The sequence below is a fragment of the Planotetraspora thailandica genome, assembly GCF_016863335.1.
GTDB lineage: Bacteria > Actinomycetota > Actinomycetes > Streptosporangiales > Streptosporangiaceae > Planotetraspora > Planotetraspora thailandica.
In genome coordinates, this window is record NZ_BOOR01000036.1 from 79590 (window position 1) to 103952 (window position 24363).

24 protein-coding genes and 2 pseudogenes are annotated in these 24363 nt (G+C 69.6%); 18 read left to right on the forward strand and 8 right to left on the reverse strand.

Annotation, left to right across the window (positions count from 1 at the left end; all coding sequences use genetic code 11):
* The first annotated feature begins 162 nt into the window (after positions 1-162).
* The 4 genes from Pth03_RS23930 (at position 163) to Pth03_RS23945 (ending at position 4427) form a co-directional block, all read left to right on the forward strand.
* Positions 163-1350, forward strand: coding sequence for a penicillin-binding protein 2 (locus tag Pth03_RS23930; protein WP_203946605.1), 1188 nt, complete (start codon positions 163-165; stop codon positions 1348-1350).
* A complete protein-coding gene (gene rodA / locus Pth03_RS23935; protein ID WP_239119319.1) occupies positions 1347-2552 on the forward strand; it encodes a rod shape-determining protein RodA in 1206 nt (401 codons plus the stop codon). Before Pth03_RS23930 ends, rodA begins: the two co-directional genes overlap by 4 nt.
* A gap of 14 nt (positions 2553-2566) precedes the next feature.
* A complete protein-coding gene (locus Pth03_RS23940) occupies positions 2567-3646 on the forward strand; it encodes a DUF2293 domain-containing protein (RefSeq protein ID WP_239119320.1) in 1080 nt (359 codons plus the stop codon).
* 136 nt (positions 3647-3782) lie between these two features.
* Positions 3783-4427 carry a hypothetical protein gene (locus Pth03_RS23945; protein ID WP_203946607.1) on the forward strand — a complete coding sequence of 215 codons (645 nt, stop codon included), beginning with the start codon at positions 3783-3785 and terminating at the stop codon, positions 4425-4427.
* Positions 4428-4457: 30 nt separating this feature from the next.
* On the opposite strand, the gene Pth03_RS23950 is transcribed toward Pth03_RS23945, so the two are convergent.
* Positions 4458-5360, reverse strand: coding sequence for a serine/threonine-protein kinase (locus Pth03_RS23950; protein ID WP_203946608.1), 903 nt, complete (start codon positions 5358-5360; stop codon positions 4458-4460).
* A 44-nt stretch (positions 5361-5404) separates the two neighbouring features.
* The gene (locus Pth03_RS23955) at positions 5405-7489 is read right to left on the reverse strand and encodes an HsdM family class I SAM-dependent methyltransferase (protein ID WP_203946609.1); all 2085 of its coding nucleotides are present in this window, start codon (positions 7487-7489) and stop codon (positions 5405-5407) included.
* A gap of 56 nt (positions 7490-7545) precedes the next feature.
* Here Pth03_RS23955 and Pth03_RS23960 point away from each other — a divergent pair, with 56 nt between their 5' ends.
* Together Pth03_RS23960 and Pth03_RS23965 are read left to right on the forward strand one after the other, a co-directional pair.
* Positions 7546-8301: a PP2C family protein-serine/threonine phosphatase gene (locus tag Pth03_RS23960; RefSeq protein ID WP_203946610.1), complete on the forward strand. Its 756-nt coding sequence runs from the start codon at positions 7546-7548 to the stop codon at positions 8299-8301.
* Positions 8302-8403: 102 nt separating this feature from the next.
* Complete coding sequence (locus tag Pth03_RS23965; RefSeq protein ID WP_203946611.1) at positions 8404-8808, forward strand: DUF7144 family membrane protein; 405 nt, start codon at positions 8404-8406, stop codon at positions 8806-8808.
* 25 nt (positions 8809-8833) lie between these two features.
* On the opposite strand, the gene Pth03_RS23970 is transcribed toward Pth03_RS23965, so the two are convergent.
* The gene (locus tag Pth03_RS23970; RefSeq protein ID WP_203946612.1) at positions 8834-9403 is read right to left on the reverse strand and encodes a CGNR zinc finger domain-containing protein; all 570 of its coding nucleotides are present in this window, start codon (positions 9401-9403) and stop codon (positions 8834-8836) included.
* A gap of 72 nt (positions 9404-9475) precedes the next feature.
* On the opposite strand from Pth03_RS23970, the gene Pth03_RS41675 reads away from it, so the two are divergent.
* The 4 genes from Pth03_RS41675 (at position 9476) to Pth03_RS23985 (ending at position 12233) form a co-directional block, all read left to right on the forward strand.
* Positions 9476-9829 carry a class I SAM-dependent methyltransferase gene (locus tag Pth03_RS41675; RefSeq protein WP_239119321.1) on the forward strand — a complete coding sequence of 118 codons (354 nt, stop codon included), beginning with the start codon at positions 9476-9478 and terminating at the stop codon, positions 9827-9829.
* A complete protein-coding gene (locus Pth03_RS41680) occupies positions 9826-10245 on the forward strand; it encodes a class I SAM-dependent methyltransferase (RefSeq protein ID WP_239119322.1) in 420 nt (139 codons plus the stop codon). The genes Pth03_RS41675 and Pth03_RS41680 overlap by 4 nt, the downstream gene beginning before the upstream one ends.
* 79 nt (positions 10246-10324) lie before the next feature.
* Positions 10325-11434, forward strand: coding sequence for an acetate/propionate family kinase (locus Pth03_RS23980; RefSeq protein WP_203946613.1), 1110 nt, complete (start codon positions 10325-10327; stop codon positions 11432-11434).
* A 1-nt stretch (position 11435) separates the two neighbouring features.
* Positions 11436-12233: a PhzF family phenazine biosynthesis protein gene (locus tag Pth03_RS23985; protein ID WP_203946614.1), complete on the forward strand. Its 798-nt coding sequence runs from the start codon at positions 11436-11438 to the stop codon at positions 12231-12233.
* 262 nt (positions 12234-12495) lie between these two features.
* On the opposite strand, the gene Pth03_RS23990 is transcribed toward Pth03_RS23985, so the two are convergent.
* Positions 12496-13533, reverse strand: coding sequence for a carboxymuconolactone decarboxylase family protein (locus Pth03_RS23990; protein WP_203946615.1), 1038 nt, complete (start codon positions 13531-13533; stop codon positions 12496-12498).
* A gap of 193 nt (positions 13534-13726) precedes the next feature.
* Between Pth03_RS23990 and Pth03_RS23995 the strand changes: the two genes are divergently transcribed.
* The gene (locus tag Pth03_RS23995; protein WP_203946616.1) at positions 13727-14896 is read left to right on the forward strand and encodes a sensor histidine kinase; all 1170 of its coding nucleotides are present in this window, start codon (positions 13727-13729) and stop codon (positions 14894-14896) included.
* Complete coding sequence (locus Pth03_RS24000) at positions 14893-15564, forward strand: response regulator (protein ID WP_203946617.1); 672 nt, start codon at positions 14893-14895, stop codon at positions 15562-15564. Before Pth03_RS23995 ends, Pth03_RS24000 begins: the two co-directional genes overlap by 4 nt.
* A gap of 326 nt (positions 15565-15890) precedes the next feature.
* Here Pth03_RS24000 and Pth03_RS24005 read toward each other — a convergent pair whose 3' ends face one another.
* Positions 15891-17099 carry an allantoate amidohydrolase gene (locus tag Pth03_RS24005; protein ID WP_275413187.1) on the reverse strand — a complete coding sequence of 403 codons (1209 nt, stop codon included), beginning with the start codon at positions 17097-17099 and terminating at the stop codon, positions 15891-15893.
* Entirely contained in the window at positions 17096-18763 is a 1668-nt protein-coding gene (hutU, locus tag Pth03_RS24010; RefSeq protein ID WP_203946618.1) for a urocanate hydratase, read from the reverse strand. Before hutU ends, Pth03_RS24005 begins: the two co-directional genes overlap by 4 nt.
* Positions 18764-19325: 562 nt before the next feature.
* Here hutU and Pth03_RS24015 point away from each other — a divergent pair.
* Positions 19326-19754 (forward strand): hypothetical protein, encoded by a 429-nt coding sequence (locus Pth03_RS24015; RefSeq protein WP_203946619.1) that lies wholly within the window; start codon positions 19326-19328, stop codon positions 19752-19754.
* Positions 19755-20277: 523 nt separating this feature from the next.
* Here Pth03_RS24015 and Pth03_RS24020 read toward each other — a convergent pair.
* Positions 20278-20544, reverse strand: coding sequence for a hypothetical protein (locus tag Pth03_RS24020; RefSeq protein ID WP_203946620.1), 267 nt, complete (start codon positions 20542-20544; stop codon positions 20278-20280).
* Between the two features lie 43 nt (positions 20545-20587).
* Positions 20588-20806: a DUF6444 domain-containing protein gene (locus Pth03_RS42580; protein WP_373318586.1), complete on the reverse strand. Its 219-nt coding sequence runs from the start codon at positions 20804-20806 to the stop codon at positions 20588-20590.
* Between the two features lie 359 nt (positions 20807-21165).
* On the opposite strand from Pth03_RS42580, the gene Pth03_RS24025 reads away from it, so the two are divergent.
* The 5 genes and pseudogenes from Pth03_RS24025 to Pth03_RS24045 all read left to right on the forward strand — a co-directional run bounded on the left by Pth03_RS24025 (position 21166) and on the right by Pth03_RS24045 (position 24172).
* Positions 21166-21636, forward strand: a complete 471-nt coding sequence (locus tag Pth03_RS24025; RefSeq protein WP_203946621.1) for a hypothetical protein — start codon at positions 21166-21168, stop codon at positions 21634-21636.
* Positions 21637-22340: 704 nt separating this feature from the next.
* Positions 22341-22504, forward strand: a pseudogene (locus Pth03_RS42585) (IS5/IS1182 family transposase); the annotation flags it as partial.
* A 418-nt stretch (positions 22505-22922) separates the two neighbouring features.
* Positions 22923-23237, forward strand: coding sequence for a hypothetical protein (locus tag Pth03_RS24035; protein ID WP_203946622.1), 315 nt, complete (start codon positions 22923-22925; stop codon positions 23235-23237).
* Positions 23238-23501: 264 nt separating this feature from the next.
* Positions 23502-23633 (forward strand): annotated as a pseudogene (locus Pth03_RS24040) (IS5/IS1182 family transposase); the annotation flags it as partial.
* A gap of 218 nt (positions 23634-23851) precedes the next feature.
* Positions 23852-24172, forward strand: coding sequence for a hypothetical protein (locus Pth03_RS24045; protein WP_203946623.1), 321 nt, complete (start codon positions 23852-23854; stop codon positions 24170-24172).
* Positions 24173-24363: the final 191 nt, after the last annotated feature.

Here is a 24363-nt window from a genome sequence, read left to right on the forward strand (position 1 = left end):
CCGGTCATGTGATGTCGATCGGCCGGTCAGGCCGGTCCTCCGCGCATCCGGTGGCATCCGGGTGACGGGGCTCGCGGAGGGCCCGGCGTCCGCCATTTTGCGTATAGCCGCTCGTGCGCCTCGGGCTCCGGGGGACGCACGGCCGGTGAAGGCTGGTCGGCGATGGGTCTGCCGGGGGGCTCCCTCGCCCGGAACGCGGCACGCGATCCGGGCGTCGCCGTCATGCCCCGCTCCCGGAGACACGCGGGTATGCGCGAGCGGCGGGTCGCGCTGGTGTCGGCCGTCGTCGTCGTGATGACGCTGGCGGTGCTCGTCCGCCTCTGGCAGCTGCAGGTCGTGAACGGCCCGGCGTACGCGCGGGCCGCCGCGGCGGCACACGTCCGCACGGTGTCCCTGCCCGCCGCGCAGGGCGGCGTGCTCGCCGCGGACGGCAGGCCGCTCGCCGCAGAGAGGCATCACGGCGCCCTCGCAGGGCCTCCCGGAGACGACGACGGAGCCGACGCGCTGCGCACCGCGCTCGAAGACTGGTACGGCGAGGCGCTCACCGGCCAGGCGGGGCAGCGCACGGTGTCGGTCGACACCCATGGTGCGGTGACCCGCGTGCTGGCCGTGCGTGCGCCCCGGCCCGGCCACTCCCTGATCACCAACGTCGACGGGCGGGTCCAGCGGCTCGCGGAGCAGGTCCTGTCCCGCCTGGAGCGGGGCGGCGGCGGTTCCGTGGTCGTCCTGGAGGCCTCCACCGGCCGGGTGATCGCGCTCGCGGGAGACGTCGTCAGGCCCCGGCCCGGCGAAAGCCCGGTCATACGCGGCGTCCCCGCCGGGACGGCGGCCGCGCTCGGCCTCACGGCTCCCTCCGGGATCGACCTGCCCGGCGAGCGCACGGCCGCGGCTCCCCTTCTCGAGGACCTGCTCGACGGGAACCTGCTCAACCCGAGCCGCACGGCCGTGGTCCTGACCGGCCCGCTCCAGCTCGCCCGCGCCTGCGCCGCCGTCGCCAACGGCGGCACGCTGTTCAGCCCCCGCGTGGCCAGGGCCCTCGTCCGTGTGGACGGCCGGGCCGGCGGCGAACCCGGCGCCTGGACGGGACGCGTCGTCACGCCGCCCGTGGCAGGCCGGATCCCGGCCGCGACCCTCCACCTCGTGCGCGACGCGCTGACCGGCCCCTCCGCAGGCCGCGGGACGGGCGGCGCGGAAACCGGCGTGATCACCGAACCGGACTGGTCGGCGTCCTTCGGCCCGAAGCTGCGCTTCGTCGTGGTCGTGGTGATCTCCCACGGCGACGCGGGAGGCGCGGCGCGCGAGCTCCAGAAGGCCGCCGCCGCGCCGGCGCGCACGACGGCAGGCCCGTGACGACCCGCCGCGTCCTCGCGTCGCCCACCCGTGTCCTCGCGTCGCCCGCCCGCGGCCTGCCGTACACGAAGCGGAGCGCGCCCGATGCCGCCTGGAGCCCGCCCTTCACGAGCGCGGCGCCCGGCGACCGGTGGTTGCTCGTCACGTCGCTGGCCCTGGCCGGAATCGGGCTGCTCCTGGTCGCGTCGGCGACGCGCGCAGGTTCCGGCTCGGTGTTCCTCCAACGCCACGCGACCGGCCTCTGCCTGGGCCTCGCCCTGATGTGGATCGTCTCCCGCTGCGACCCCCGGGGGCTGAAGGCCTACGTCCCCGCCGTCTATCTGCTCGCGCTGGCCGGGCTGGTCGCCGTGCTCACCCCGCTCGGCCGTACGGTCAACGGGTCGCAGGCATGGCTGGCGCTCGGCGACGTGTTGCGATTCCAGCCGTCGGAGTTCGCCAAGGTGGCGATGATCCTCACGCTGGCGACGGTCCTGGGATCGCGGCGCGGGAACGGCCGCCCGGGCGACGGGCAGGTGCTGGCGGCTCTGGCGCTCACGGCTCCGCCCGTGGCCCTCATCCTCCTCGAACCCGACGCCGGCACGGCGCTCGTCTTCGCCGCGATCACCGTCGGCATGATCACGTTGTCGGGTGCGCGGCTGCGCTGGTTCGCCGGGCTGGCCGCGGCCGGCGCGCTCGCGGCCGCGCTGATCTGGCACTTCGGCCTGCTCCGCCCCTACCAGCTGCTGCGGCTGAGCGTGCTGCTCAGCCCGGACGCCGACCCTCTGGGCGCGGGATATCACGCCACCCAGTCACGCATCGCGGTCGGTTCCGGCGAGGTCTTCGGCACCGGCCTGTTCCAGGGCGGGCAGACGGCGGGGGGTTTCGTGCCCGAGCAGCACACCGACTTCATCTTCACGGTGGCCGGGGAGGAACTCGGCTTCTTGGGCTCGGCCGCCATCGTCCTGCTGGTGACGCTGCTCCTGCTGCGCGGCCTGCGGATCGCGGCACGCACGCCCTCGCCGTACGGCACGGCCCTGGCAGGCGGGGTGGTGTGCTGGCTGGCGTTCCAGTCGTTCGTCAACCTCGGCATGACGCTCGGCCTCCTCCCGATCACCGGGCTGCCGCTGCCGCTGGTCTCCTACGGCGGGTCGGCCACGGTCGCGGTGCTGGGCGCGGTGGGGCTGCTCGACGCCGTCAACCGGACCGGGTGGGACGGGCGATAGGGCACGCTTGGGTGGTGCGAAGCAAGCTGGGCGACCGGGTGGAGAAGGCGGCGCGAGTCGCGCTGGCCACCCGCAAACACGTGACCGTGATCGACGTGCTGACCGGCCTGCGGTGGGTGCAGGGCCGCCACGTGGACCAGTGGCGGCAGGGCCGGGCCGACAGCCTGGAGCGGCTCGCCGCCGTGGACGCGGCGCGCATGACCGAGGCGGTCGCCTGCCTGCGCGAATGGGCGGAGGCCTGCGGGCTGAGCGCTGACGAGGCGGCCTACACCTCGGCCGGCAGAGACCGCAGGCCGTTGCGCTTCACCGTCGAGGGCGACGATCGTCTGGAACGCCTCTTCCGTGTCCGGTGGCTCTCCCCCGACATGAGCGAGTCCGCCAGGCGCAGGCTGGAGGAACGCGACAACCGGGCTCCCGACCTGGTCGTCGTCGTGCCGCTGGAGCCGTGGGTCTGCGCGGGGTGCGGCGCGGCATCGGGTGCCGCCCTGGACGATTCGCGCCTGATCATGGAGGCGGATCAGCCGTACTGCCTGACCTGCTCCGACATGGACCATCTGGAGTTCCTCCCCGCGGGGAACGCCACACTGAGCCGCAGGGCCAAGAAGGAGAGCGGCCTGTCGGCCCTGGTCGTACGGTTCAACCGGCGCAGGAAACGCTATGAGCGGCTCGGGGTGCTCGTCGAGGAGGCGGCGCTCGCGCGGGCCGAGGAGCAGTGCCTGGCCGACGAGGAGGTGCGCTCACGCCGCCGCGAACGCGACCGGGAACGCCGGGCCGGCGAGGACGCCGAATACCGCACCGCCATGGCCGAGCGCATCGGCGCCTTGTTCCCCGGCTGCCCGCCCGAGCGGGCCGCGGCCATCGCGCTGCACGCCGGGCAGCGCGGCAGCGGCCGGGTGGGCCGCACGGCGGCTGCGCGCGTCTTCGACGAAGACGCGATCACCTTGGCGGTGATCGCCAGCGTGCGTCACCAGGACACCGACTACGACGCGCTGCTCATGGCGGGCGTGCCCCGGATGACCGCCCGGGACCGCATCCGGCCGCGCGTCGACCAGGTCCTGGCGGCTTGGCGGGACGGCAGGCCGAAACCCCGATAAGCCGCCGGAAATCAGCGGAGTTCGCCTTTCAGCCGTGCAGCCCATGGCGCTTCATTTCCTCCGGCGCCCGAAAAATCAATGAATGTCATTTCATGGGTGCGCCAGGTAAATTGATCACAACGAAGGGGGCCGCGGGATGGGATGGCGAACTCCGAAGGACGAAGCAGTCGAAGCGTTCATGGAGCTCGGCATGCCCCGGTCGGCGGCGCAGTCGATGTCGACCCTCATCCGGCAGCAGGTCACGCCCACGGTGGACCGGCTGCTGCCGGGGATCGAGCGCAGCCCTGCCCCGCAGTCGTTGCTCCTCACGTCGACAGCGCTGACACAGGTGCTGCCGGACCTGACCAGGGATATACAGCCCGGCCTGGACAGCACCAGGGCCACGTCGTCCGCGCTTCCCTGCATCCTCATGCTGCCCATGGTGCTCGAACTCGGCGCACGGCAGGCCGCGGCGGCCGGTCCCCCGCCGGTGCCGTCGCCGTCCCTCGCCCAGGCGGAGGCGACCTGGCGCCGGGAGGTCGACGCCGCCTTCACCTCCTTGGGCCGGGAGGTGCGGAGCATGCTCGGCCGCCTGTTGCGCGGTGTCCTGGGCGAGCAGACGGACACGCAGTGGGCCGGATGGGTGTTGCTCGCGGCCATGCAGGCCATGGACGTTCATCGGGACGCCTTGCCGATTCCCGGCAGAACCTCGCAGACCCCGGGAGCGCAGGCGGCCGGAGCGGCCTTCCAGCTCGGCCGGCTCCTCACCATCGCCGCGGGGCTCGAGCTCGTCCGCCCGTGAGTCCCGCGCACCGCCGGAAATAAGCGGAGATCAGGCCATCCGGCCGACCATCCGGGCGTACATGCGGCCGGGGCTGGGGACCGGCGACTGGTCCAGGAACCCCGGCAACATCGGCAGGTCGACCGCGAAGGGCTGCAGACGCTGGTAGAGCGCGTGCGCGTCCGGCGGCCTGTCCTCCGGCCGCTTCTCCAGCAGCTCGGCGATCAGCGAGCCCAGTTCCTCCGGCACGCCGTGCACCCGCGGCGGGCGCTCCTTGACCTGCTTGTCGAAGACCGCGTATTCCGTCGGCCCGGTGAACAGCTGCCTGCCGGTGAGCATCTCGTGCAGCACGCAGCCGAGGGCGTACAGGTCGCTCTTCGGGTCGGCCATCCCGCGCTGCACCTGCTCTGGCGACATGTAAGCCGGGGTGCCCAGGATCTGGCCGACCCGGGTGAACTGGCCGGAGTCGCCCTCGCGGAGCATGGCCAGCCCGAAGTCGAGCACCTTGACGCTGCCGTCCGGGCACAACATGAGGTTGGTCGGCTTCAGATCGCGGTGGCAGATCGACAGGGCGTGCGCGGCCGTGAGCACGGCGCACGCCTGCGCGGCGATGGCCGCCGCCCACGGCACGGGAAGGGGGCCGTGCTCGCTGACGAGGTCGGCGACCGTCACGCCTTCGATGAACTGCATGACCTGGAAGAGCCGCTGCTCACCGAAGTCGTGCACGGTGCCGAAGTCGTACAGCACGGGCGCGCCGGGGTGGTCGAGCCGCGCCAGGATGCGCGCCTCCCTGATGAAACGCCGCTCCAGTTCGTCGTCGGGCCCGCCGGGGAGGCGGAGGAACTTGACCGCGACCCTGCGGCCGAGCCGCCGGTCATGCCCGCCGTAGACGGCGCCCATGCCGCCCTGGCCCAGAGGGAGGTCGTCAAGCTCGTAACGATCCGCGATGATCATGCGTCCTCCCTCCTGTCGGCCTCGCGTGCGAAAAACTACACCTTTCACCCATCAGGCCGGAGGCTGCCGTCGATCAGCCCTTCCACCCCCAGTCTCATCAGAGCCTCGCCGGCCTCGGCGGTCTCCCGCAGGCCGTCCTGCAGGTCGAGCAGCCGCCGGAAGGCCTTGCCGTACCGGATCTGATCGGTGAGGGCCAGGCGCGGGACCCGCGCGCGGCGGGCGTCGACGCGGCTGGACGTGGAGTGCGGCCGGCCGCCGGCGGCGAACCTGAGCAACCCGGCGAGGAACTCCGGGTCGAGCCGGGCGCGGTCCACGCGGAACACCGTGAGATGCGGACCGAGCACGGCGCCGGCCTCGTCGATCACCCGGGCCGTCACCGCCGAGCTCACCACGTCTCCCGGCTCGATCGTGACGAGGCCGGGCTCCGGGCCGGACGAGCCCGACGGGCCCGTCCCGTGCGCCAGGTCGTCGGCCGTCAGCACGGCGAGCTCTCCCCCGCCGTCGGCCGCCTTGAGCGCGGATGCGTGCATGCTCACCAGCCCGGCTTTGACCAGCTCGGACAACGCCGCGGGCGGTGCGTCCCACTCCGGGCTCCGCGCCACACCCAGGTCGAGGAGGGGGTCCGCCGTGGCGTCGGCGAGCGCCAGCGACGCGCCGCGCAGCCGGTCGCGCGCTGCGGGGAAGCCGCTCGCGTCGCCGCGCGGGGAAAGGTGCCGTGCCGGGCTGACGTCGACCTCGTCGTCCAGGAGGTCGACGATCCCGACCGTACGGCTGTCGCCGGGCGGTTCCTCTCCCGCGAGGAACGCCCGCCACGCGGCCTCCACGACCGCCAGGTCGTCTCCCGCCGCGGTCACGAGGATCGTCGCGGGCTGGCGCGCGCCCTGCTCCGGCCGGCGCAGCAGCCACAGGTCGGGGCCGCCCGCGCCCAGCGCGGCGACCGCGCGCAGTGCGCCCGCCCGCAGCAGGTTGGCCCGGATGCGCCTGCCCGGGCGGCGGCCGGCCGCGGCCGGGGGCATCAGGATCACCACGAGCCCGCCGGGGCGCACGTGGGCCAGGCAATGCTGCACCCACGCGAGCTCGGACTCGCCCCTGGGCGGCATGCCGTACGTCCAGCGAGGGTCGCCGACCAGGTCGGCGTGCCCCCAGGCCCGCTCGTTGAACGGCGGGTCGCACACCACCGCCCCGGCGAGCTCGCCCGCGAAACCGTCGGCTCTGAGGGAGTCGGCGGCGACGATCCGGGCGGGCTCTCCGCGCAGCAGCAGCCGCAGGGCGGCGAGCAGCGCCACCGTGTCCCCGGCGTCCTGGCCGAGGAACCCGGCAGGCTGCCTCCCCGCTTCTCCCGGCGGCGTGGCGCGGGGACCGGGCACCATGGCATTCTGGCTTCGCGGCCGGAGTTCCTGGCCGGGCAGGGCGTGCTCCCCTGGCGTGGCAGGCTCGTGCAACGGCTCCCCGCCGTACGGCCGAGCGTCGTGCCGTGCCCGCCTTGCCCCTGTGATCGCGAGGAGAAGGGTGCCCATGCCGCACGCCGGGTCGAGAACCGCCCCCTCCACCGAGCAGGCCAGCCGGGCCATCAGCTCCGCCACCTCCGCTCGCGTGACCGACAGGCGGCGGCTGTGGGCCTCGGCGTAACGCTCGCACAGGAACTCGAAGGCCTCCGCCGGACCGCGTTCGGCCGCCAGGTCGGCGAGCGGACCGGCCAGCGCGGCGACGTCCTCCCAGCTTTCTTCGTCGTCCTCCGCCTGCCGTACGGGAAGGTCGGGGGTCGCGGCGGCGACGGCCCGCGCCAGCCCTTCGGCCGGCCCGGTGACGGCCTTCCGGGCTCCGCCGGGGTCGCGCAGGGCGAAGAGCAGGAACGCCCCGGCCCGGCCGAGCAGGTCACCCAGGTGGAGGTCGTCGGCGGAGGCCCGCAGCAGCTGCCAGACCCGGTCGCCGGGCGACACCTCGAACGTCTTGCCGTTGCGCCTGAGCCACGCCTCGACCTCGGGCAGGGAGAACAACGGGCTGGACGCCGTGCCCCCGACGGGCTCGGGGAAGTCGTCGTGGCGACGGCGCCAGTTGCTCACCGCCGCCCTGCCGACGTCGGCGAGCCGCGCGATGTCTCCCGCGTTCACCGTAGGGTCGTGGCTCATGGGCATCAGCGTAACTACACTTGTGAAGTGATTCAACCAATGATTTACTCGAAACCATGACGCACAACCGCATTCGGTATGCCGCAGGATCGGACATCGGGCGGTCCCGGACGAAGAACGAGGACTCGGTCTACGCCAGCGAGCAACTGCTCGCCATCGCCGACGGAATGGGCGGGCACGGCCACGGCGAGGTGGCCAGCGCGGCCGCCATCGAGGCGCTGTCGGGTGCGATCCCGGACGCCGTGCCGGTCGCGGACGGCGACGCCTCCGCCGAGGAACTCGCCGCCATCCTCGAAGGCGGCATACGCGAGGCGGCCCGCAGGCTCAGCGAGCTGGCCGAGAACGACCCCACGCTGGAGCGGATGGGCACCACGGTCACCGCGATGTTGTGGGACGGGCAGAGCCGGTTCGCAGTGGCCCACATGGGCGACTCCCGCGCGTACATGCTGCGCGACGGCGGCCTCTACCAGATCACCCGTGACCACACGCTGGTGCAGTCGCTGGTGGACGACGGGCACATGAGCCCCGACCAGGCCGCCAAGCACCCGAACCGGTCGTTGTTGCTGCGGGCCCTGGAGACCAGCGGGCTGGCCGAACCCGACCTGTCCCTGCGGGACGCGCAGCCGGGCGACCGGTACCTCCTGTGCTCGGACGGACTGACGGCGGTGCTCGAACCGGAGACGCTGCACCACGTCCTGACCACCGTGGACGACCCGGAGGAGGCCGTGCGCCGGCTCATCGAGCTCGCCAACGAAGGCGGCGGGCCCGACAACATCACCTGCATCGTCGCGGACATCGAGAGCATGCCGTAAAGAGCTTTGTCCCGATTTTGTGATTGATCAGTTACTTTCTGCGATCAATGCGGAATATCACCGCATTGAGGGATCTCGATCTATCCGCAGAAGGGGGAGATCATGGTCGGCAGCTGGATGTCGGCACGGCGAACGGCGAGATCCGGCTGGCTGGACTTCGCCGCGGTGCTCAGCATGCTCGTGGGCGTCTACAACGTGATCGAAGGCCTGACGGCCTTGCTGCGCGCCGAATACTTCCTCGTCACGACGGACCAGATCCTGGTGTTCAACTTCACCGCGTGGGGCTGGATCATGCTGATTCTCGGCCTCGTGCAGCTCGCCGTCGGCGTCGGCATCGCCACCGGCAAGACGTGGGGGCGCATGGCGGGCATCGCTCTCGCGTTCCTCATCGCCATCGGGCATCTGGCCTTCCTGTCGGCCTACCCGGTGTGGTCCATCGTCTCCATCGCGTTGTGCGTGCTCGTCATCTACGGGCTGATCGTGGCGCCCAGGAACGCCACCGCCTGAGTCACCGCCTGAGTCACCGCCTGAATCACGGCCTGCGTGCCCTGAAGGCCGCGGTCTTCACCCGGTTCTGACACGCCGTCGAGCAGAACCGGCGGGTGCCGTTGCGCGAGGTGTCGACGTACACCCGGTCGCAGGCGGGAGCCGTACAGACGCCGAGCCGGTCGTACAGGTCGCCGCCGAGGACGACGGCCAGGCCCGTCGCACAACTGGCCGCCCAGTCTCCGGCCATGTCGCCGTCCGGGCCGTGGAAGTGCAGGTGCCACGGCTCCCCGTCGTGCCGGTCGAGCCGCGGCCGCGCCCCGGTCTCCGACAGCAGGTCGTTGACGTGCCGCGCGGCGGCGTCCACGTCGCCCGCCCCGACCGACGCGAAGACCGTGCGCAACCGCGCCGCCACGTCCGTGAGCCCCGCGGCCTCCTCAGGCGTGACGCCGCCGCCGCGCCGGCCCCCTGCGCGCAGCGCCTCCGCCGCGGCCGTGCACCTGTCCTCGCCCTGCGGCGGCTCGTACGGCCGGCCATGGGACTGCCCCCCGGTCAGTGCGTTGACCAGGCTCACGGCGGCCGCGACCACCGAATCTGTGTGACTGTTGAAGTTCACTTGACCAGTTACATCCCTGCGTTCTAGGTTGTGACTGGCGAAAGCATACACGACAGTTACAAGGAGATCGGCATGCTCACTTTCGACGTGGCACGCGACTGGGTCGACCGCTGGGACCGGCAGCAGGAGGGCTACCTTCCCGAGCGCGAGGAGCGCTTCACCGCCCTCATCGACGCCGTCGAGGCGGGCACCGGGCGGCCTGACCCCCTGGTGGTCGACCTCGGCTGCGGCCCCGGCTCGCTTGCCGCCCGCCTCCTCGACCGGCTCCCCCAGGCGACGGTCGTCGCGGTCGACACCGACCCCGTGCTGCTCTCGCTGGGCCGGGCCCGCTACGGCGGCAGGGACGGGCTGCGCTTCGTCGACCTCGACCTGCGGGTTCCCGGGTGGACCGCTGGGCTCGGCCTCGACCGGCCGACGCCGCCGTGAGCACCACCGCGTTGCACTGGCTGCCCGAGCCGCGGTTGCGCGAGGTCTACCGGGAACTGGCCACCGTGCTGCGCCCGGGAGCGGTGTTCCTCAACGGCGACCACCTGAGCGTCGACGACACCTCCCCCGCTCTTGGCAGGCTCGAACGCGCCGTGCATGAGCGGCAGGAGGCGCGCCGCTTCGAGAGCGGCCGTCCCGAGGACTGGCGGCAGTGGTGGGAGGCGATCGCCGCCGACCCCGCGCTGGCCGAGGCGGAAATGCTGCGCGCCGAGCGCAGCGAGGCGGCGGCCCACAACGGATCCGAGTCCGGTGAGCTGTCCACGCACACCGCCGCGCTGCGCGACGCCGGGTTCGGCGAGATCGGCACCCTGTGGCAGCGGGGCCACGACCGTCTGCTGTGCGCCATCCGTCTCTGACCGGGGTGTGCCGGCTGTCATGAGGGTTCGCCGGCTCTGATGAGGGTTTGCCGGCGGGGCCCGGGGGGAGGCGGCAGCTATGACTCCGGTGGTACTCACGGTCAACGCCGGCTCCTCAAGCCTCCAGCTCCACCTCGTCAGAGACGGGCGGGTTCTGCGCTCCGAGCGCAGTGAGCGCAGCCCCGACCCCGCCGAGGCCGAACACACGCTGAGACGGTTCCTCGGTTCCCCCGGCTCGCGTGCCGGGGAGGATGTGGGGCTCGCCGGGCACCGCCTCGTCCACGGCGGCCGGGCCGTACAGGCTCCCGCCGTCGTGGACGACGACCTGCTCGCGGCGGTGCGGGCCTATCAGGACCTCGCGCCGCTGCACGTTCCGCCCGCGCTCGCGCTCGTGGAGGCGGCCCGGCGGGTGCTGCCCGGTGTGCCGCACGTGCTCTGTCCGGACACCGCCTTTCACGCCGGGCTCCCGCGCGAGGCCGCGACGTACGCCCTTCCCGCCGAATGGCGCCGCCGGTGGGGCCTGCGCAGATATGGCTTCCACGGGCTCTCGTACGCGCGGGCCGTACGGCGGGCGTCCGAACTGCTCGGACGGCCCGCGGCGCAGGCGCATCTGGTGCTGACCCACCTCGGCGGCGGGGCGTCGGTGTGCGCGGTGCGCGACGGCCGCAGCGTCGACACCTCGATGGGCTTCACGCCGCTGGAGGGCGTGCCGATGAGCAAGCGGTCGGGCAGCGTCGACCCGGGCATGCTGCTGTGGCTGCTGTCCGGGTCGCGCCTGTCGCTCGGCGAGCTGCGTGAAGGGCTGGAGCACAGGTCGGGGCTGCTCGGGCTGTCCGACGGGTTGTCCGGCGACACCCGGGAGCTGGTCGCCTCGGGAAGCGACGCGGCGGAGCTGGCGCTCGGCGTGTTCGCCCTGCGGGTGAGCCGCGAGATCGCGGCGGCCGCCACCAGCCTGGACCGGCTCGACGCGCTGGTGTTCACCGGCGAGATCGGCTGGGACCAGCCGGAGGTGCGCGACGCCGTCTGCCGCAGGCTCGCACTGCTCGGGATCGAACCGCCTGTCCGCGGCAACCTGGACGCCGACGGGTTCGTCAGCCCGCCCGGGGCCCGCGTGCCCGTGCTCGTGATCGAGACGCGCGAGGAGCTCGAGGTCGCCCGGGAAGCGCTGGCCGCTCTTAGAATCCGCTGATATGCGCATATATACGGTCGACTCGTTCACTGACCGGCCCTTCGCGGGCAACCCGGCCGGCGTGTGCCTCCTCGACTCCCCTGTGCCGGACGCGTGGATGCAGGCGCTCGCCGCCGAGATGCGGCACTCGGAGACCGCCTTCGTGCTCACCCGCGACGACGGCCCCCACTCGCTGCGCTGGTTCACCCCCGAGGTCGAAGTGCAACTGTGCGGCCACGCCACACTCGCCACGGCGCACATCCTCTACTCCCTCGGCGCCTCCGGCCGGCTCGAGTTCTCCACGCTGAGCGGCATCCTGACGACCGACCGGTCCGACGACGGCCTCATCACGATGGACTTCCCCGCCTCTCCTCCTGTCGAGACCGAGGCCCCCGAGAGTCTCCTCGCGGCCCTCGGCGTGCGGGGCCTGTGGATCGGGCGCAGCCGCTTCGACTACGTCGTGGAGGTCGAGTCGGCCGACGTGGTGCGGTCGGCCACGCCCGACCTCGACCTGCTCCGTGGCATCGACGCCCGAGGCGTCGTCGTCACCGCTCGGGGCGACGGCACTCCCGCCGATTTCGTGTCCCGTTTCTTCGGCCCGCGAGTGGGCGTGCCCGAGGACCCCGTCACCGGGTCGGCCCATTGCATGCTCTCGCCGTACTGGTCGGCCAAGCTCGGCCGCGACGCCCTCGTGGGCGAGCAGCTGTCCGCACGGGGCGGCGTCGTCCGTACGACATTGCGCGGCGACCGGGTGGAGCTCGCCGGCCACGCCACGACCATCTGGTCCGGCACCCTCGACATCACCCCCACAGTGGCGTGACCCCCGACAGTGGCGTGATCATGCAGAAGTTCGGCGGAATGGCCATTGACGTGCGCAAACACATTTCGTGATCATGCAGAACTTCGCCAGCCCAGCATGCGACCTGCGGAAACAGCAATCGTGATCATGCACGAATCCGCCCGCGATCGACCTTGGTTCGCCACGCCTATGACGCGGAAGTGCATGATCACGAACCTCGAACGAGCAGGTCAGCGCGGACGCCGCCGAACTTCTGCATGATCACGCGCAGAGGGGGCGCAGGTCACATTGCCTTTTGGCGAACTTCTGCATGATCACTCCCAAGGAGGTGGGTGACGGCGGTCATGGCGCCGAAGGCGAGGAGGCGGACGAGAGCGGCGTCCCCATGCACGCCGGTGGCCGAGCGCCACTCCGCGACATCCCGGTCGGACACGCGATACGGCGCCATCGCCGCCAACAGCGCCAACCGGACTCCGGGACGGTCGACGGCGGGCAGGCCGCTCAGCCGATCCGTCGGCCACCCGCCCGTCAACGCCGGGTGGGCCCCGTCCCACGCGTCCACTTCATCCCGTACGGCCAGGCGAGCCTGGGAACTGAGCGACTCCCCTCCTCTGGCGGCGGCTTTATGCAGGGCCGCGAACGCGGTCCCCATCGCGCGGCCGCTCGGCGAGCCCGCCGCCCATGCCGGAGTCTCGTCCGCGGGGTCCCCGTCGAGCAGCGCGAGGCTGGTCCCCGAGACGTGCCGGCGACGCGTGGCTCCGGCCACCATCCGGCCGGCGAGACGGCGAACCGGGCGCCACCGCTGGAGCCCGCCGGGGAGGACGTCGTCGGTGAGCAGGGCCGACACCATGCGGTTGATGAAATGGAAGGTCAGCGCCGTGCCGATGTACTCCGCCGCGACATCGGGAGGGACCGGCGGAGCCGTCATACCGGTCGTGCGGGTGTCCGCCCCCCACGCGAACAGGCGCGCGTGGCGGGGATCGGCGGGCGTGTCACCGCGTGCGACCGTCTCCGCGAGGCCGTGCGCGCCGGTGGCGTGAAGGAGCACCGAATGTGCGGACACGCAGAAGGGACACCGGTTCGCAGATGACACGGCGACGGCGACGACCTCCTTGTCGGTACGCGAGGCCGACCCGGCGACGAGCGACTCGCGCAGCAGGGACCAGACGGCGGCCAGCACGTCCGGTGCCGGCGACAGCGTCATGAACAGCGGCATGCGGGCAAGGCCGAAATCCTGGGCGATCTGGCGGTAGACCGCGGCGACCCGGCCGTCGGCCTCCTTCGGCGCGACCGGTGTGACATAACGAAAGGGAGCGGGCACGGCGGCCTCCTGACTTCAGCGGCGATCGCCATCGATGCTGCTCGCCGGGCATGTCCGTGTCGTCATACCGGCGAATGCGGTCGTCGCCACTTCCGCCGCACGCCCGGGCGCCGTGCCGTACTCCAGAGGGAGTAGTCCCAGATGGGTCCTGCGGGAGGAGGCCGGAACGGCGAGCGCGATTTAGGGTGCGGGCATGGAACGCGGATGGCGCGACCACGCACCCGACCTCGTGCTCGCCTGCGTCGTCGGCGCACTGCTGACGGTCAGCGGGCTGACCACGCCGGAGATCGCACCCCAGAGCTTCACGCCGGAACCCGTCGGTTATGCCGCCGTCGTGGCCGGCACGCTCGGCCTCGCCGTCAGCCGCCGCACTCCCCTCGTGGCGTTGCCGGTCACCACCGTGGCGATGCTCGCCTACCTCCTGCGGTGGGGCGAGACGACGTCGGCGGCCTTTCCGGTGCTGATCGCCGCATTTTTCGCCGCGAGGGCGGGGCGGCGGCTGCCCGCGATCGCGGCCGGTGTCGTCTTCCTGTCCGGCAGCCTGGCAATCACCCTGTCGTCGGCGACGTCGGCCCCGCGCGAGGTCGTCGACCGTACGGGCCTGCTGCTCGGCTGGTTCGTCGCCGCGACCGTGGCGGGGATGCTCTCCCGGCAGCGGAGGGCGTATCTGGAACAGGTCGAGCAGCGCGCGATGGAGGCCGAGCGCACACGCGAGGAGACGGCCCTGCGGCGCGCCGGGGAGGAGCGGTTGCGGATCGCACGCGAACTGCACGACTCCCTGACCCACAGCATCTCCGTCATCAAGGTGCAGGCGGGCGTGGCCGTCCATCTGGCCCGCAAGCGCGGCGAGGACGCGCCGGAGGCGCTGGTCACTATTCAGGAGGCCGCCGGCGAGGCGATGCGCGAGCTGCGCGCCACCCTCGAAGTGCTCCGTGTCCCCGGCGACGAGACGGCGGGCGGCGGGGTGGACCGGCTTCCCGACCTGGTCGATCGCGTACGGTCGACCGGCCTGGCCGCCGACCTGGAGATCAGTGGAACCCGGCGGCCGCTGCCCGGCGAGGTCGACCGCGCCGCGTACCGCATCGTCCAGGAGGCCCTCACCAACGTCACCCGCCACGCCGGGCGGGCGACGGCGGCCGTTAGCGTGCGCTTCGACCCGGGCGAACTCGTCGTGCAGGTCGACGACGACGGCCGGGCCCACGCCGGATCCGTACCCGTGGAAGGCTTCGGCCTGTCGGGCATGCGCGAGCGGGTCACCGCACTCGGCGGCAGGCTACGCGCGGGAGCACGGACCGAGGGCGGCTTCACCGTGAGGGCGGAGATCCCCCTGAACGCGGCGCAGGCGGGTGAGGGCGCGGCATGAACCGGACGATCCGCGTGCTCCTCGCCGACGACCAGGCGCTCATCCGGGCGGGGTTCCGCGCCCTCCTCAACGCCGAGGACGACATCGAGGTGGTCGCCGAGGCCCGCGACGGCCAGGAGTGCCTCGCCTCGGCGGTACGGCACCTGCCGGACGTCGCCCTCGTCGACATCCAGATGCCCGGGATGGACGGCATCGAGACGACACGGCGCATCGCCGCCGACCCCCGCCTGGCGGGCGTGGGCGTCGTCATCATCACCAACTTCGGGCTCGACGAGTACGTGTTCCAGGCCCTACGGGCGGGTGCGAGCGGGTTCCTGCTCAAGGACACCGAGCCGGCCGACCTCATCAGGGCCGTCAGGGTCGCCGTCGACGGCGAAGCCCTCCTGTCTCCCGCCGTCACCCGCAAGCTGATCAGCGAATACGTGTCGCGCCCTCCGGACACGATGCGCCCGGCGGCGATGGAGGTGCTGACCCAGCGCGAGCGGGAGGTCGTGGCCCTGGTCGGCCGTGGCCTCACCAACGACGACATCGCCGCGCACATGGTGATCAGCCCGTACACGGCCAAGACCCACGTCAGCCGGGCGATGACCAAGCTCGGAGCCCGTGATCGCGCGCAGCTCGTCGTCTTCGCCTACGAATCCGGCCTGATCAGCGCACGCTCACACTGAACGATCCCCCCCACATTTGAGCGTGATCATGCAGAAGTTCGAGATCATGCCCGTTGACCTGCGCCGACGCGTTTCGTGATCATGCAGTAAGTCGAACCCGACTCATCCGACCTGCGGAAACGATGTGCGTGATCATGCACGCGCTCGACCACGAACCCAGACGGGCAGTGCATGATCACGATCGGCATACGAGCACGTCAGGGCATAAGTCTCCGAACTTCTGCATGATCACGAAATGAATCACCCCAGCTCAAGCATCACTTCCTCGAACTTCTGCATGATCACGCGCAAGCGTTGGGGGGCATGTTGCTCGAACTTCTGCGTGATCACCCCAGAGGTTGGGGCGTGTGGAGGAGGTCGTCGAGGACGTGGGTGAGGGCGGCCACACCCTCCAGGCAGTCGGACTCGTCGGCGTGCTCCGCCGGGGAGTGGGAGACGCCGGTCGGGTTCCGCACGAACAGCATGGCGGTCGGCACGGCGGACGCGAGGATGCCCGCGTCGTGACCCGCCCCCGTCGGCAGGACGGGGACGCCTCCGAGCAACTCCGCCAGCCGATCCCTGAGCGTGCCGTCGAACTCCACCACGGGCGTGTACGACTCCTGTGTCACCTCCGCCCCGGACGCGCCGGCGATCTCCCGCACCATCCTGTCGAGCACATCGGGATCGGCGGCGCGGGAGTCGAGCCAGGCGGTGACCCGGGAGGCGATGGCGTTGGTGCCGTTGGGCTCGACCGCGACCTTGCCGAACGTCGCGAGCGCACCGGCACGCCGCGCCCGCTCCCTGGCGTCGAGCACGGCGGCGGCGAAGGCCGGCATGGGATCGTCGCGGTCCTCCATGCGCGTCGTCCCCGCGTGGTCGGCCCGGCCGCGGAAGTCGAACCGCCATCGGCCGTGCGGCCAGATCGCGGAGGCGACGCCGACGGGCGCCTCGCCGAGGTTCCTGCCCTGATCGACGTGAAGCTCGACGAAGGCGGCGATGCCGGCGAGCCGTTCGTCGTCGCGGCCAAGGGCGGAGGGATCCCGGCCGGCTCTTTCCATGGCGGTCGCCAGGCTCACGCCGCCGTCGTCGGTGAGGGATCGGGCCCTGGCGGGGTCGAGCACGCCCGTCATCAGCCGTGATCCGACGCAGGCGACGCCGAATCTGGCTCCCTCCTCGTCGCCGAAGTTGACGATGCCGAGCGGGCGCGGCAGGTCCGTTCCCCGGTCCGTGAGCACGTCGAGTGCCGCGAAGGCCGAGATCACGCCGAGCGGGCCGTCGAAGGCCCCGCCGTCGGGCACCGAGTCGAGATGTGAGCCGGTGACGATCGCGCCGCCGGCGGCGGGGTCGCCCGCCCAGGCCCACTGGTTGCCGTTCCTGTCGACCTCGTAGGCGAGCCCCCGGCCGAGCGCCTGCTCACGGAACCACGCCCGGCATTCGGCGTCGGCCGCCGTCCAGGCGTGCCGCCGGTAGCCGCCCGTCCCGGCATGCCGTCCGACGGGCAGCAGTTCGTCCCACATGCGGCGGAAGGTGTCGCCCGCGGCCTCGGGGTCGGTCACGCGCCGTCCTCGTTCATCGGGACGCGCACGCCGCGCTCCTCCGCGACCTCGGCGGCCCGCTCGTAGCCCGCGTCGACGTGCCGGATCACGCCCATGCCCGGGTCGTTGGTCAGGACCCTGCGGATCTTCTCGCCCGCGAGGGCCGTGCCGTCGGCCACCGTGACCTGGCCCGCGTGGATGGACCGGCCGATGCCGACGCCACCGCCGTGGTGGATCGACACCCACGACGCGCCGGAGGCGACGTTGACCATCGCGTTGAGCAGGGGCCAGTCGGCGATGGCGTCCGACCCGTCGAGCATGGCCTCCGTCTCCCTGTACGGCGAGGCCACGCTGCCGGCGTCGAGGTGGTCGCGCCCGATCACGATGGGCGCCTGCAGCTCGCCCGAGGCGACCATGTCGTTGAACCGCTCACCGGCCTTGTCGCGCTCGCCGTACCCAAGCCAGCAGATCCGCGCCGGCAGCCCCTGGAAGGCGACCTTCTCGCCCGCCATCCTGATCCACCGGGCCAGCGGCTCGTTGTCGGGGAAGAGGTCGAGGATCGCCTTGTCGGTCTTGGCGATGTCGGCAGGCTCGCCGGACAGGGCCGCCCAGCGGAAGGGGCCCTTGCCCTCGCAGAACAGCGGCCGGATGTAGGCGGGTACGAAGCCGGGGAAGTCGAAGGCCCGCGTGTAGCCGGCAAGCTTGGCCTCGCCGCGGATGGAGTTGCCGTAGTCGAAGACCTCGGCCCCGGCGTCCTGGAAGCCGACCATGGCCGCGACGTGCCTGGCCATCGAGGCGCGGGCCCGTTCGGTGAAGCCCTCCGGGTCCTTGGCGGCCTCCGCGGCCATGTCCTCGAACGCCACGCCGATCGGCAGGTAGCTCAGCGGGTCGTGTGCGGAGGTCTGGTCGGTGACGATGTCGATCTCCGCGCCCAGCGTCAGCAGGGCCGGTACGGCTTCGGCCGCGTTGGCCTCGACCCCGATCGACAGCGGGCGGCGGCTGTCACGCGCCTCGTAGGCCAGGCGCAGGGCCTCTTCGAGGTCCTTGGCGCGGACGTCGAGGTAGCGGTGCTCGATGCGGCGTTCGATGGAGCGCGGGTCGCAGTCGACGCAGATCGCCACGCCTCCGTTCATGGTGACCGCGAGCGGCTGGGCGCCTCCCATGCCGCCGAGTCCGGCGGTGAGGGTGATCGTACCGGTGAGGGACCCGCCGAACCGTTTGGCGGCCACGGCCGCGAACGTCTCGTAGGTGCCCTGGAGGATGCCCTGGGTGCCGATGTAGATCCACGAGCCGGCGGTCATCTGGCCGTACATCGTGAGGCCGAGCTGCTCCAGCCGCCGGAACTCCGGCCAGGTCGCCCAGTCGCCCACCAGGTTGGAGTTGGCGATGAGCACGCGCGGCGCCCATTCGTGGGTGGTCATGACGCCCACCGGGCGGCCCGACTGCACGAGCATCGTCTCGTCCGGCTTCAGCGTGCCGAGCGTGCGCACGATCGCGTCGAACGAGCGCCAGTCGCGGGCGGCCCTGCCCGTCCCCCCGTAGACGACGAGCTTGTCGGGATGCTCGGCGACCTCCGGGTCGAGGTTGTTCATCAGCATCCGCAGGGCGGCCTCCTGCTGCCAGCCCCGGGTGTTCAGCGTCGTCCCACGTGGCGCCCTGACGGGGCGCGGACCGCTCTGCTGCATCTGTGACCTCCCCGCCGGCTCGTCTTGTACGGCCGGCATCTCATTCATATCCGATGCCCCCGAACGCGAGGTTCCCCGCCGCTGTGCAGCGACGGGGAACCCCAAGGTTGATCGGGACACTACCCCTGGTCATGCCCCAGCGTTCGAACGGGCGGCTGTCCTCTATGTGAGCAATTATTCGCTGACGATCTGGCCGCCTGGTTCTCCCCGAGTGACTACCGCAAGCATCGACTCGTCCGGATTGTCGCGGAAGTTCCGACGCCCGATTGAGGTCACGGCGCGTGTCGGCAAAAGAGACCGAAATATCTGTTTCCAACTTAGCGGTGCATGTTTACCGCAACTTTCTCCCTGATGGGCGGCGGCCTGACCATCGGTAACCTCATGTCCGGACTTTCCCGGCGCCGACCTATCCAGACGCCTCCCAGAAGCGGTCGTTCCCACGTTCTCAAGAGGTGATAGGAATGCTCTCGTCCTTGTCGGCGCGCTCGCCGAACCACGGGGTTCTTGGGTTCGTCGTTCCACTCTCGTAAAAGGAATATCAACCGGGGGAGTTATGAAGCGAATGGCTAAGGCGGCCGCCACGGTCGCACTTACCGTCGGCATCGCGGGCATGTTCGCCGCACCGGCCCAAGCTGCTGCTGAGAAGGGCGGCACCTACTCCCACGCGGGGAGTAGCGGGTCAATGGAGAAGACCACCGACGTCCTGTCCACCCAGGACCTCGACCTCCTGTCCATCCTTCCGATCCTGGGGGGCATAACGCCGAGCTACGGCTACAGCTACGGCTACGGCTACAGCCACGGCCACGGCCACGGCATAACACAAGGCAACGGCAACGCCGTAATCTGCGGGGGGCTGGGGTTGATTAACCTTAACCTACTTTCCCCTTACGTGTGCGAGCCAGTAATCGATCAGGTGAACACCACCGCAATGGACCCCGCCATGGCGGGGCACCCTTATATCGACCAAGGAAACGATAACTTCATTGACTAGCCGCGGACTTTCGCGGCTAGTTTCGCCGAACTGATCGTTTGCATGAGAAAAGTGCCTTTGATCTGGAAGGATCGGACCTTGCCGAAGGTCCGCCCACACCAGTTCAGAAGGCACTTTTCCCATGAAGACCATCTTTCCACCACCGCAAGATCGTGGTGTCTATGGCTCTACGCCGACTCCGGAGCGATGAGCGGCAACAACAGGGCCCCGGTTTCAATGTCACCGATACTCACCTCGATGGCTCAGCCCTTGGGCGTACCTGCTGAACTGCTTCGCCTTGCGGCGATTTCCCCTTGATCATCCGATGGGGTTGGTGCTGGGCATAGTGGGCCGCCCGGGGGTGTTCCGGGGAGGCGGTGACTTCCAACGCACTACCATCCTTTTCCCGTCCGCAGCCGATCGTCCTGCAAGATCGTGGCGGGCCTCCACGAAACTCGGGTCGGCTCATCCACTGCCTGGCTTCCTGGCGTTCAACTCGGCCAACGCCCAGCGGATCTGGGCGGGGCATCCGGGATGGTCCTGCTCACGGTCGACTCTCTGACCAGGTGCGCCCCGCCAATGCCGGGCCAAGCCGATCCGGGTAGCTGTTGTAGAGCGACAGCGAGTCATGCACCAGCGTCAGCAGCGCGCGGATCAGCGTGTGTCCACTTTCAGCGGCCAGACCGGCGGCTTCCTCCAGCACTCCGGCCGCCCACGAGATGTTCGTTCCGGTCATCTCGGCGATCAGCTGCGCACACCGCTCCACCACACGGTGCTGGAGCACCGCCAGGTAGCCGCCCAGCGCCCGCAAGTTCGGCCCCCGACGCTCATCTCCGGGTGCTGCACCGCGGCCGTCACAGGCGGCACAGGTGGTCTTCGACCGCATCAGGCACGGCAACCATGGCCAGGCCTGCGCCCCGCTGACGGCCCCGCTTGCACCCGCTGTTCTTGGCCGCCTGCTTCTCTGAGCGGGAGAACGTGTCGCTGGACGGCGGGAGCGAGGAGTTGCCCGAGTTGCGCCCAGTCGCCGCTCCAACTCGGCCCCCGTCAGCCGTCCCACCGTCGCTTCCAATTGAGCGATCGTCTCGGCCTGCCGTACGGCCAACGCGGCGACCTCATCGTTGGCCGGGCACCTGTCATCCGGTCTGCGACGCCCGGAGATCATCTCATGGTCACCCTGGGAGACCGTCGCCCTTCCGAACGCTCGCCAAATCGGACAGTACAGACAAATCCGTCATTAATAGTCTGAAGAAGCCTATAAACTGATAATACGAGATCAAAAGCGTTGGACCCTTGTTTGCGCTGCAATACGGCTGGAAATCTAGACTGCGCACGATGAGACCCGATATGGGCCGTCGATGCATTTCTCGGTCATTCTGAGATGAATGTCCAGAGAATTCTGGCATGGAAGGCTTTCAAGGAGGACACGCCCATGTTCAAGAATCTCGTCACCGGCCTCGCGCTCAGCACCGCCCTTACCGGCGGTGCCCTCGCTCTGTATGCCACGACTGCCAGCGCCGCGTCCAACCCGACTGGGGTAACGACCCTGGGTGCCCCGTCGGACTGGTGCCCGCCGCACAAGTGCCCGCCGCGCAAGAAGGTGGAAATCAAGGACAACGAAATCAAGGACAACAAAGTCAAGGACAACCAAGTCGGGAACCTGAACTGGGACGGGGACGTCTGGCAATACGTCAGTCAGAACAACAGCAACAACGAAGGCACCGGCGGCTACGGCAACGGCTACGGCAAGGGCCACGACGGCGACGACGGTAAAGTCACGCAGATCAACTCGGTCATCGCCGGGAACGGTAACAATGTCGGGAAGGACAACGAGGTCGAGATCGAGAAGAAGGACGACGGCAAGAAGCACGACTGGCCCCAGATGGCCATGACCGCCGAGTAGGACTTGCAGGACGAGAAGCGGCTGAGGTCACTGCCGATAACGACCTGACGGGCGGCCCGGATGCCTCGGACTGAGTGGCTGGTGAACCAGAATCACCATGTTCATGCGAATGTTGGTGCCTGCTGACAACGAGAGACCACCGCTCCGTGTCTGGACGCGTCGAACTCTCGGTGAGCGCCCCTTCCGATCCGGGATGGATTCTTAAAAGCATGAAGGAAATAGGGCTCCGGTGAATCGACTGCGCCGGAGCCCTATTTCCTTTGATCCCGTTCGACGTCGAGTCGTAATTTCGTCGGTTTCGCCCAAGGCGGCGGCGAACGGACAATGCAGTGGTTAAACGGTCGCTCGTCCCCGGCGGGTTCACCCTCGATGACTTCGTCATCGACACCGCCGCCGGCACCGTGACCTGCCCCGCGGGACACGCCGTCCCGCTGTCGCCTACGAGCTGCCGGCACCACCAGCGCAAGGCGTCCACGCCGCCTCACACTTCGAATGGTCCCACACCTTCAAAATCCCAGGCTGAACGGCGACCACCGTCTTGTACACCGCCTTGCAGCCGATATACGTGGCCGGGCTGATCCGCCGCCACCGAAGCGCGATGGGCTCGCGCCGGCGCAGGCTCAACCCGGGCCGGCAGGCGCCCCTCGTGCTGGTCCATCTGAGCAAAGGCGAGACCTACGCCGAGGTCGTCGCAGGCGGTCGGCCAGAAGGTCGCCAATGCCGCACACGCCCGGCTGCGCAGTCCCGGCGAGCGGGCGAATGCGCAGTTGAAGGCTGGCGACTCCTACGAAAGCTCCGCTGCTGCCCCAAACGAGCAGGGCAACCGGTCAAAGCAATCCACGTCCTACAAGCCCGAGAAGCAGGGTGAAAAGGCTCACTGCTCCGTCTCTGGACGCGTCGAACTCTCGGCGAGCGCCTTCCGACCCGGGATGAATTATTCGCCTGCCGTACGGTCAACGCGGCGACCTCATCGTCGGCTGGACACCTGTCATCCGGTCCGCGACACCGGAGATCATCTCACGGTTGCCCTGGGGGACCATCACCCTTCCTAACACTCGCCAAACCGGACAATACGGAACAAATCAGTCATTAATAGCCTGAAGAAGCCTATAACTGATAATAGGAAATCAAAAGCCTTAGATCCTCGTTTGCGCTGTAATGCGACTGGAAATCAAGACAGCGCACGACGATGGCCGAATAAGGGTCATCGAAACATTTCTCAGTCATTCCGAGAATGAATGTCAGAGAATTTTGGCAATGGAACGACTTTCAGGGAGGACACGTCCATGTTCACGAAGGTCATCACCAGCCTCGCGCTCGGTACCGCCCTTGCCGGCGGCGCCCTCGCCCTGTGTGCCACGACTGCCAGCGCCGAGTCCAACCCGGGGCATGGCGTCAAGATTGGGGACATAGGAAGCGGCAACACCTCCACCGTCTCCGTCGGCCAGAGCAATACCAATTCGCCTTCCAACGGATACCCCGTCGAGCAGTCCAACAACTCCGCGATCGAGAGCGACACCGGGGCCTTCTTCGCCGGAAATGACATCAAGAAGAAGGCGTCGGTGGACGTCGACAACGAGCCCCCGTCGGACGTCCAGTAGGACTTGCAGGACGAGAAGCGGCCAAGGTAATTGCCGATAACCGACCTGACCGGCGCCCGGATGCCTCGGAGTGAGCGGGTGGTAAACCAGAATCACCATGTTCATGCGAATCTTGGTGCCTATTGACAACGAGAGACCACTGAGCCCTTTCCAGCCTGACGTGGCTGGTCCGGGGGGATCACAGGCGGCGTGTCTGCGTCATGAAGCTGCAGAAGCTCCTGGAGGATGCACGTCGACCAAGATCGTGTATCGCCAGGAGCTTCTGTGCTGTTCTACCGTGCCGCCCTGCCGTTGTCACGCCGCACCCTCACCTACGTGGCCGGGCTGATCCGCCGCCACCGAAGCGCCATGGGTTCGCGCCGGCGCAGGCTCAACCCTGGCCAGCAGGCGCTCCTCGGACAATGCGGAACAAATCCGTCATTAATAGTTCAAAGAAGCCTAATCGATAATAGGAAATCAAAGGCCTTACATCCTCGTTTGCACTGCAATGCGGCTGGAAATCAAGACAGTGCATGACGATGGCCGAACAAGGGTAATCGAACATTTCTCAGTCATTCCGAGAATGAATGTCAGAGAATTTTGGCAATGGAACGACTTTCAAGGAGGACACGTCCATGTTCACGAAGGTCATCACCGGCCTCGCACTCGGCACCGCCCTTGCCGGCGGCGCCCTCGCCCTGTGTGCCACGACTGCCGGCGCCGAGTCCAACCCGGGGCATGGCGTCACGATTGGCAACATAGGAAGCAACAACACCTCCAGCGTCAGGGTCGACCAGAGCAATAACAATTCGCCTGCCGACGCAGGCTCCGGCTACGTCAAGCAGTCCAACGACTCCGCGGTCCAGATCGACAACGGGGCCTTCGTCGCTGGAAAGGAAATCAAGAACAAGGCGTCGGTGGACGTCGACAACGAGCCCACGTCGGACGTCCAGTAGGACTTGCAGGACGAGAAGCGGCCGAGGTAGTTGCCGATAACCGACCTGACGGGCGGCCCGGATGCCTCGGAGTGAGCGGGTGGTATACCGGAATCACCATGTTCATGCGAATCTTGGTGCCTGCTGACAACGAGAGACCACTGCTCCGTCTCTGGTCGCGTCGAACTCTCGGTGAGCGCCTTCCCGGGATG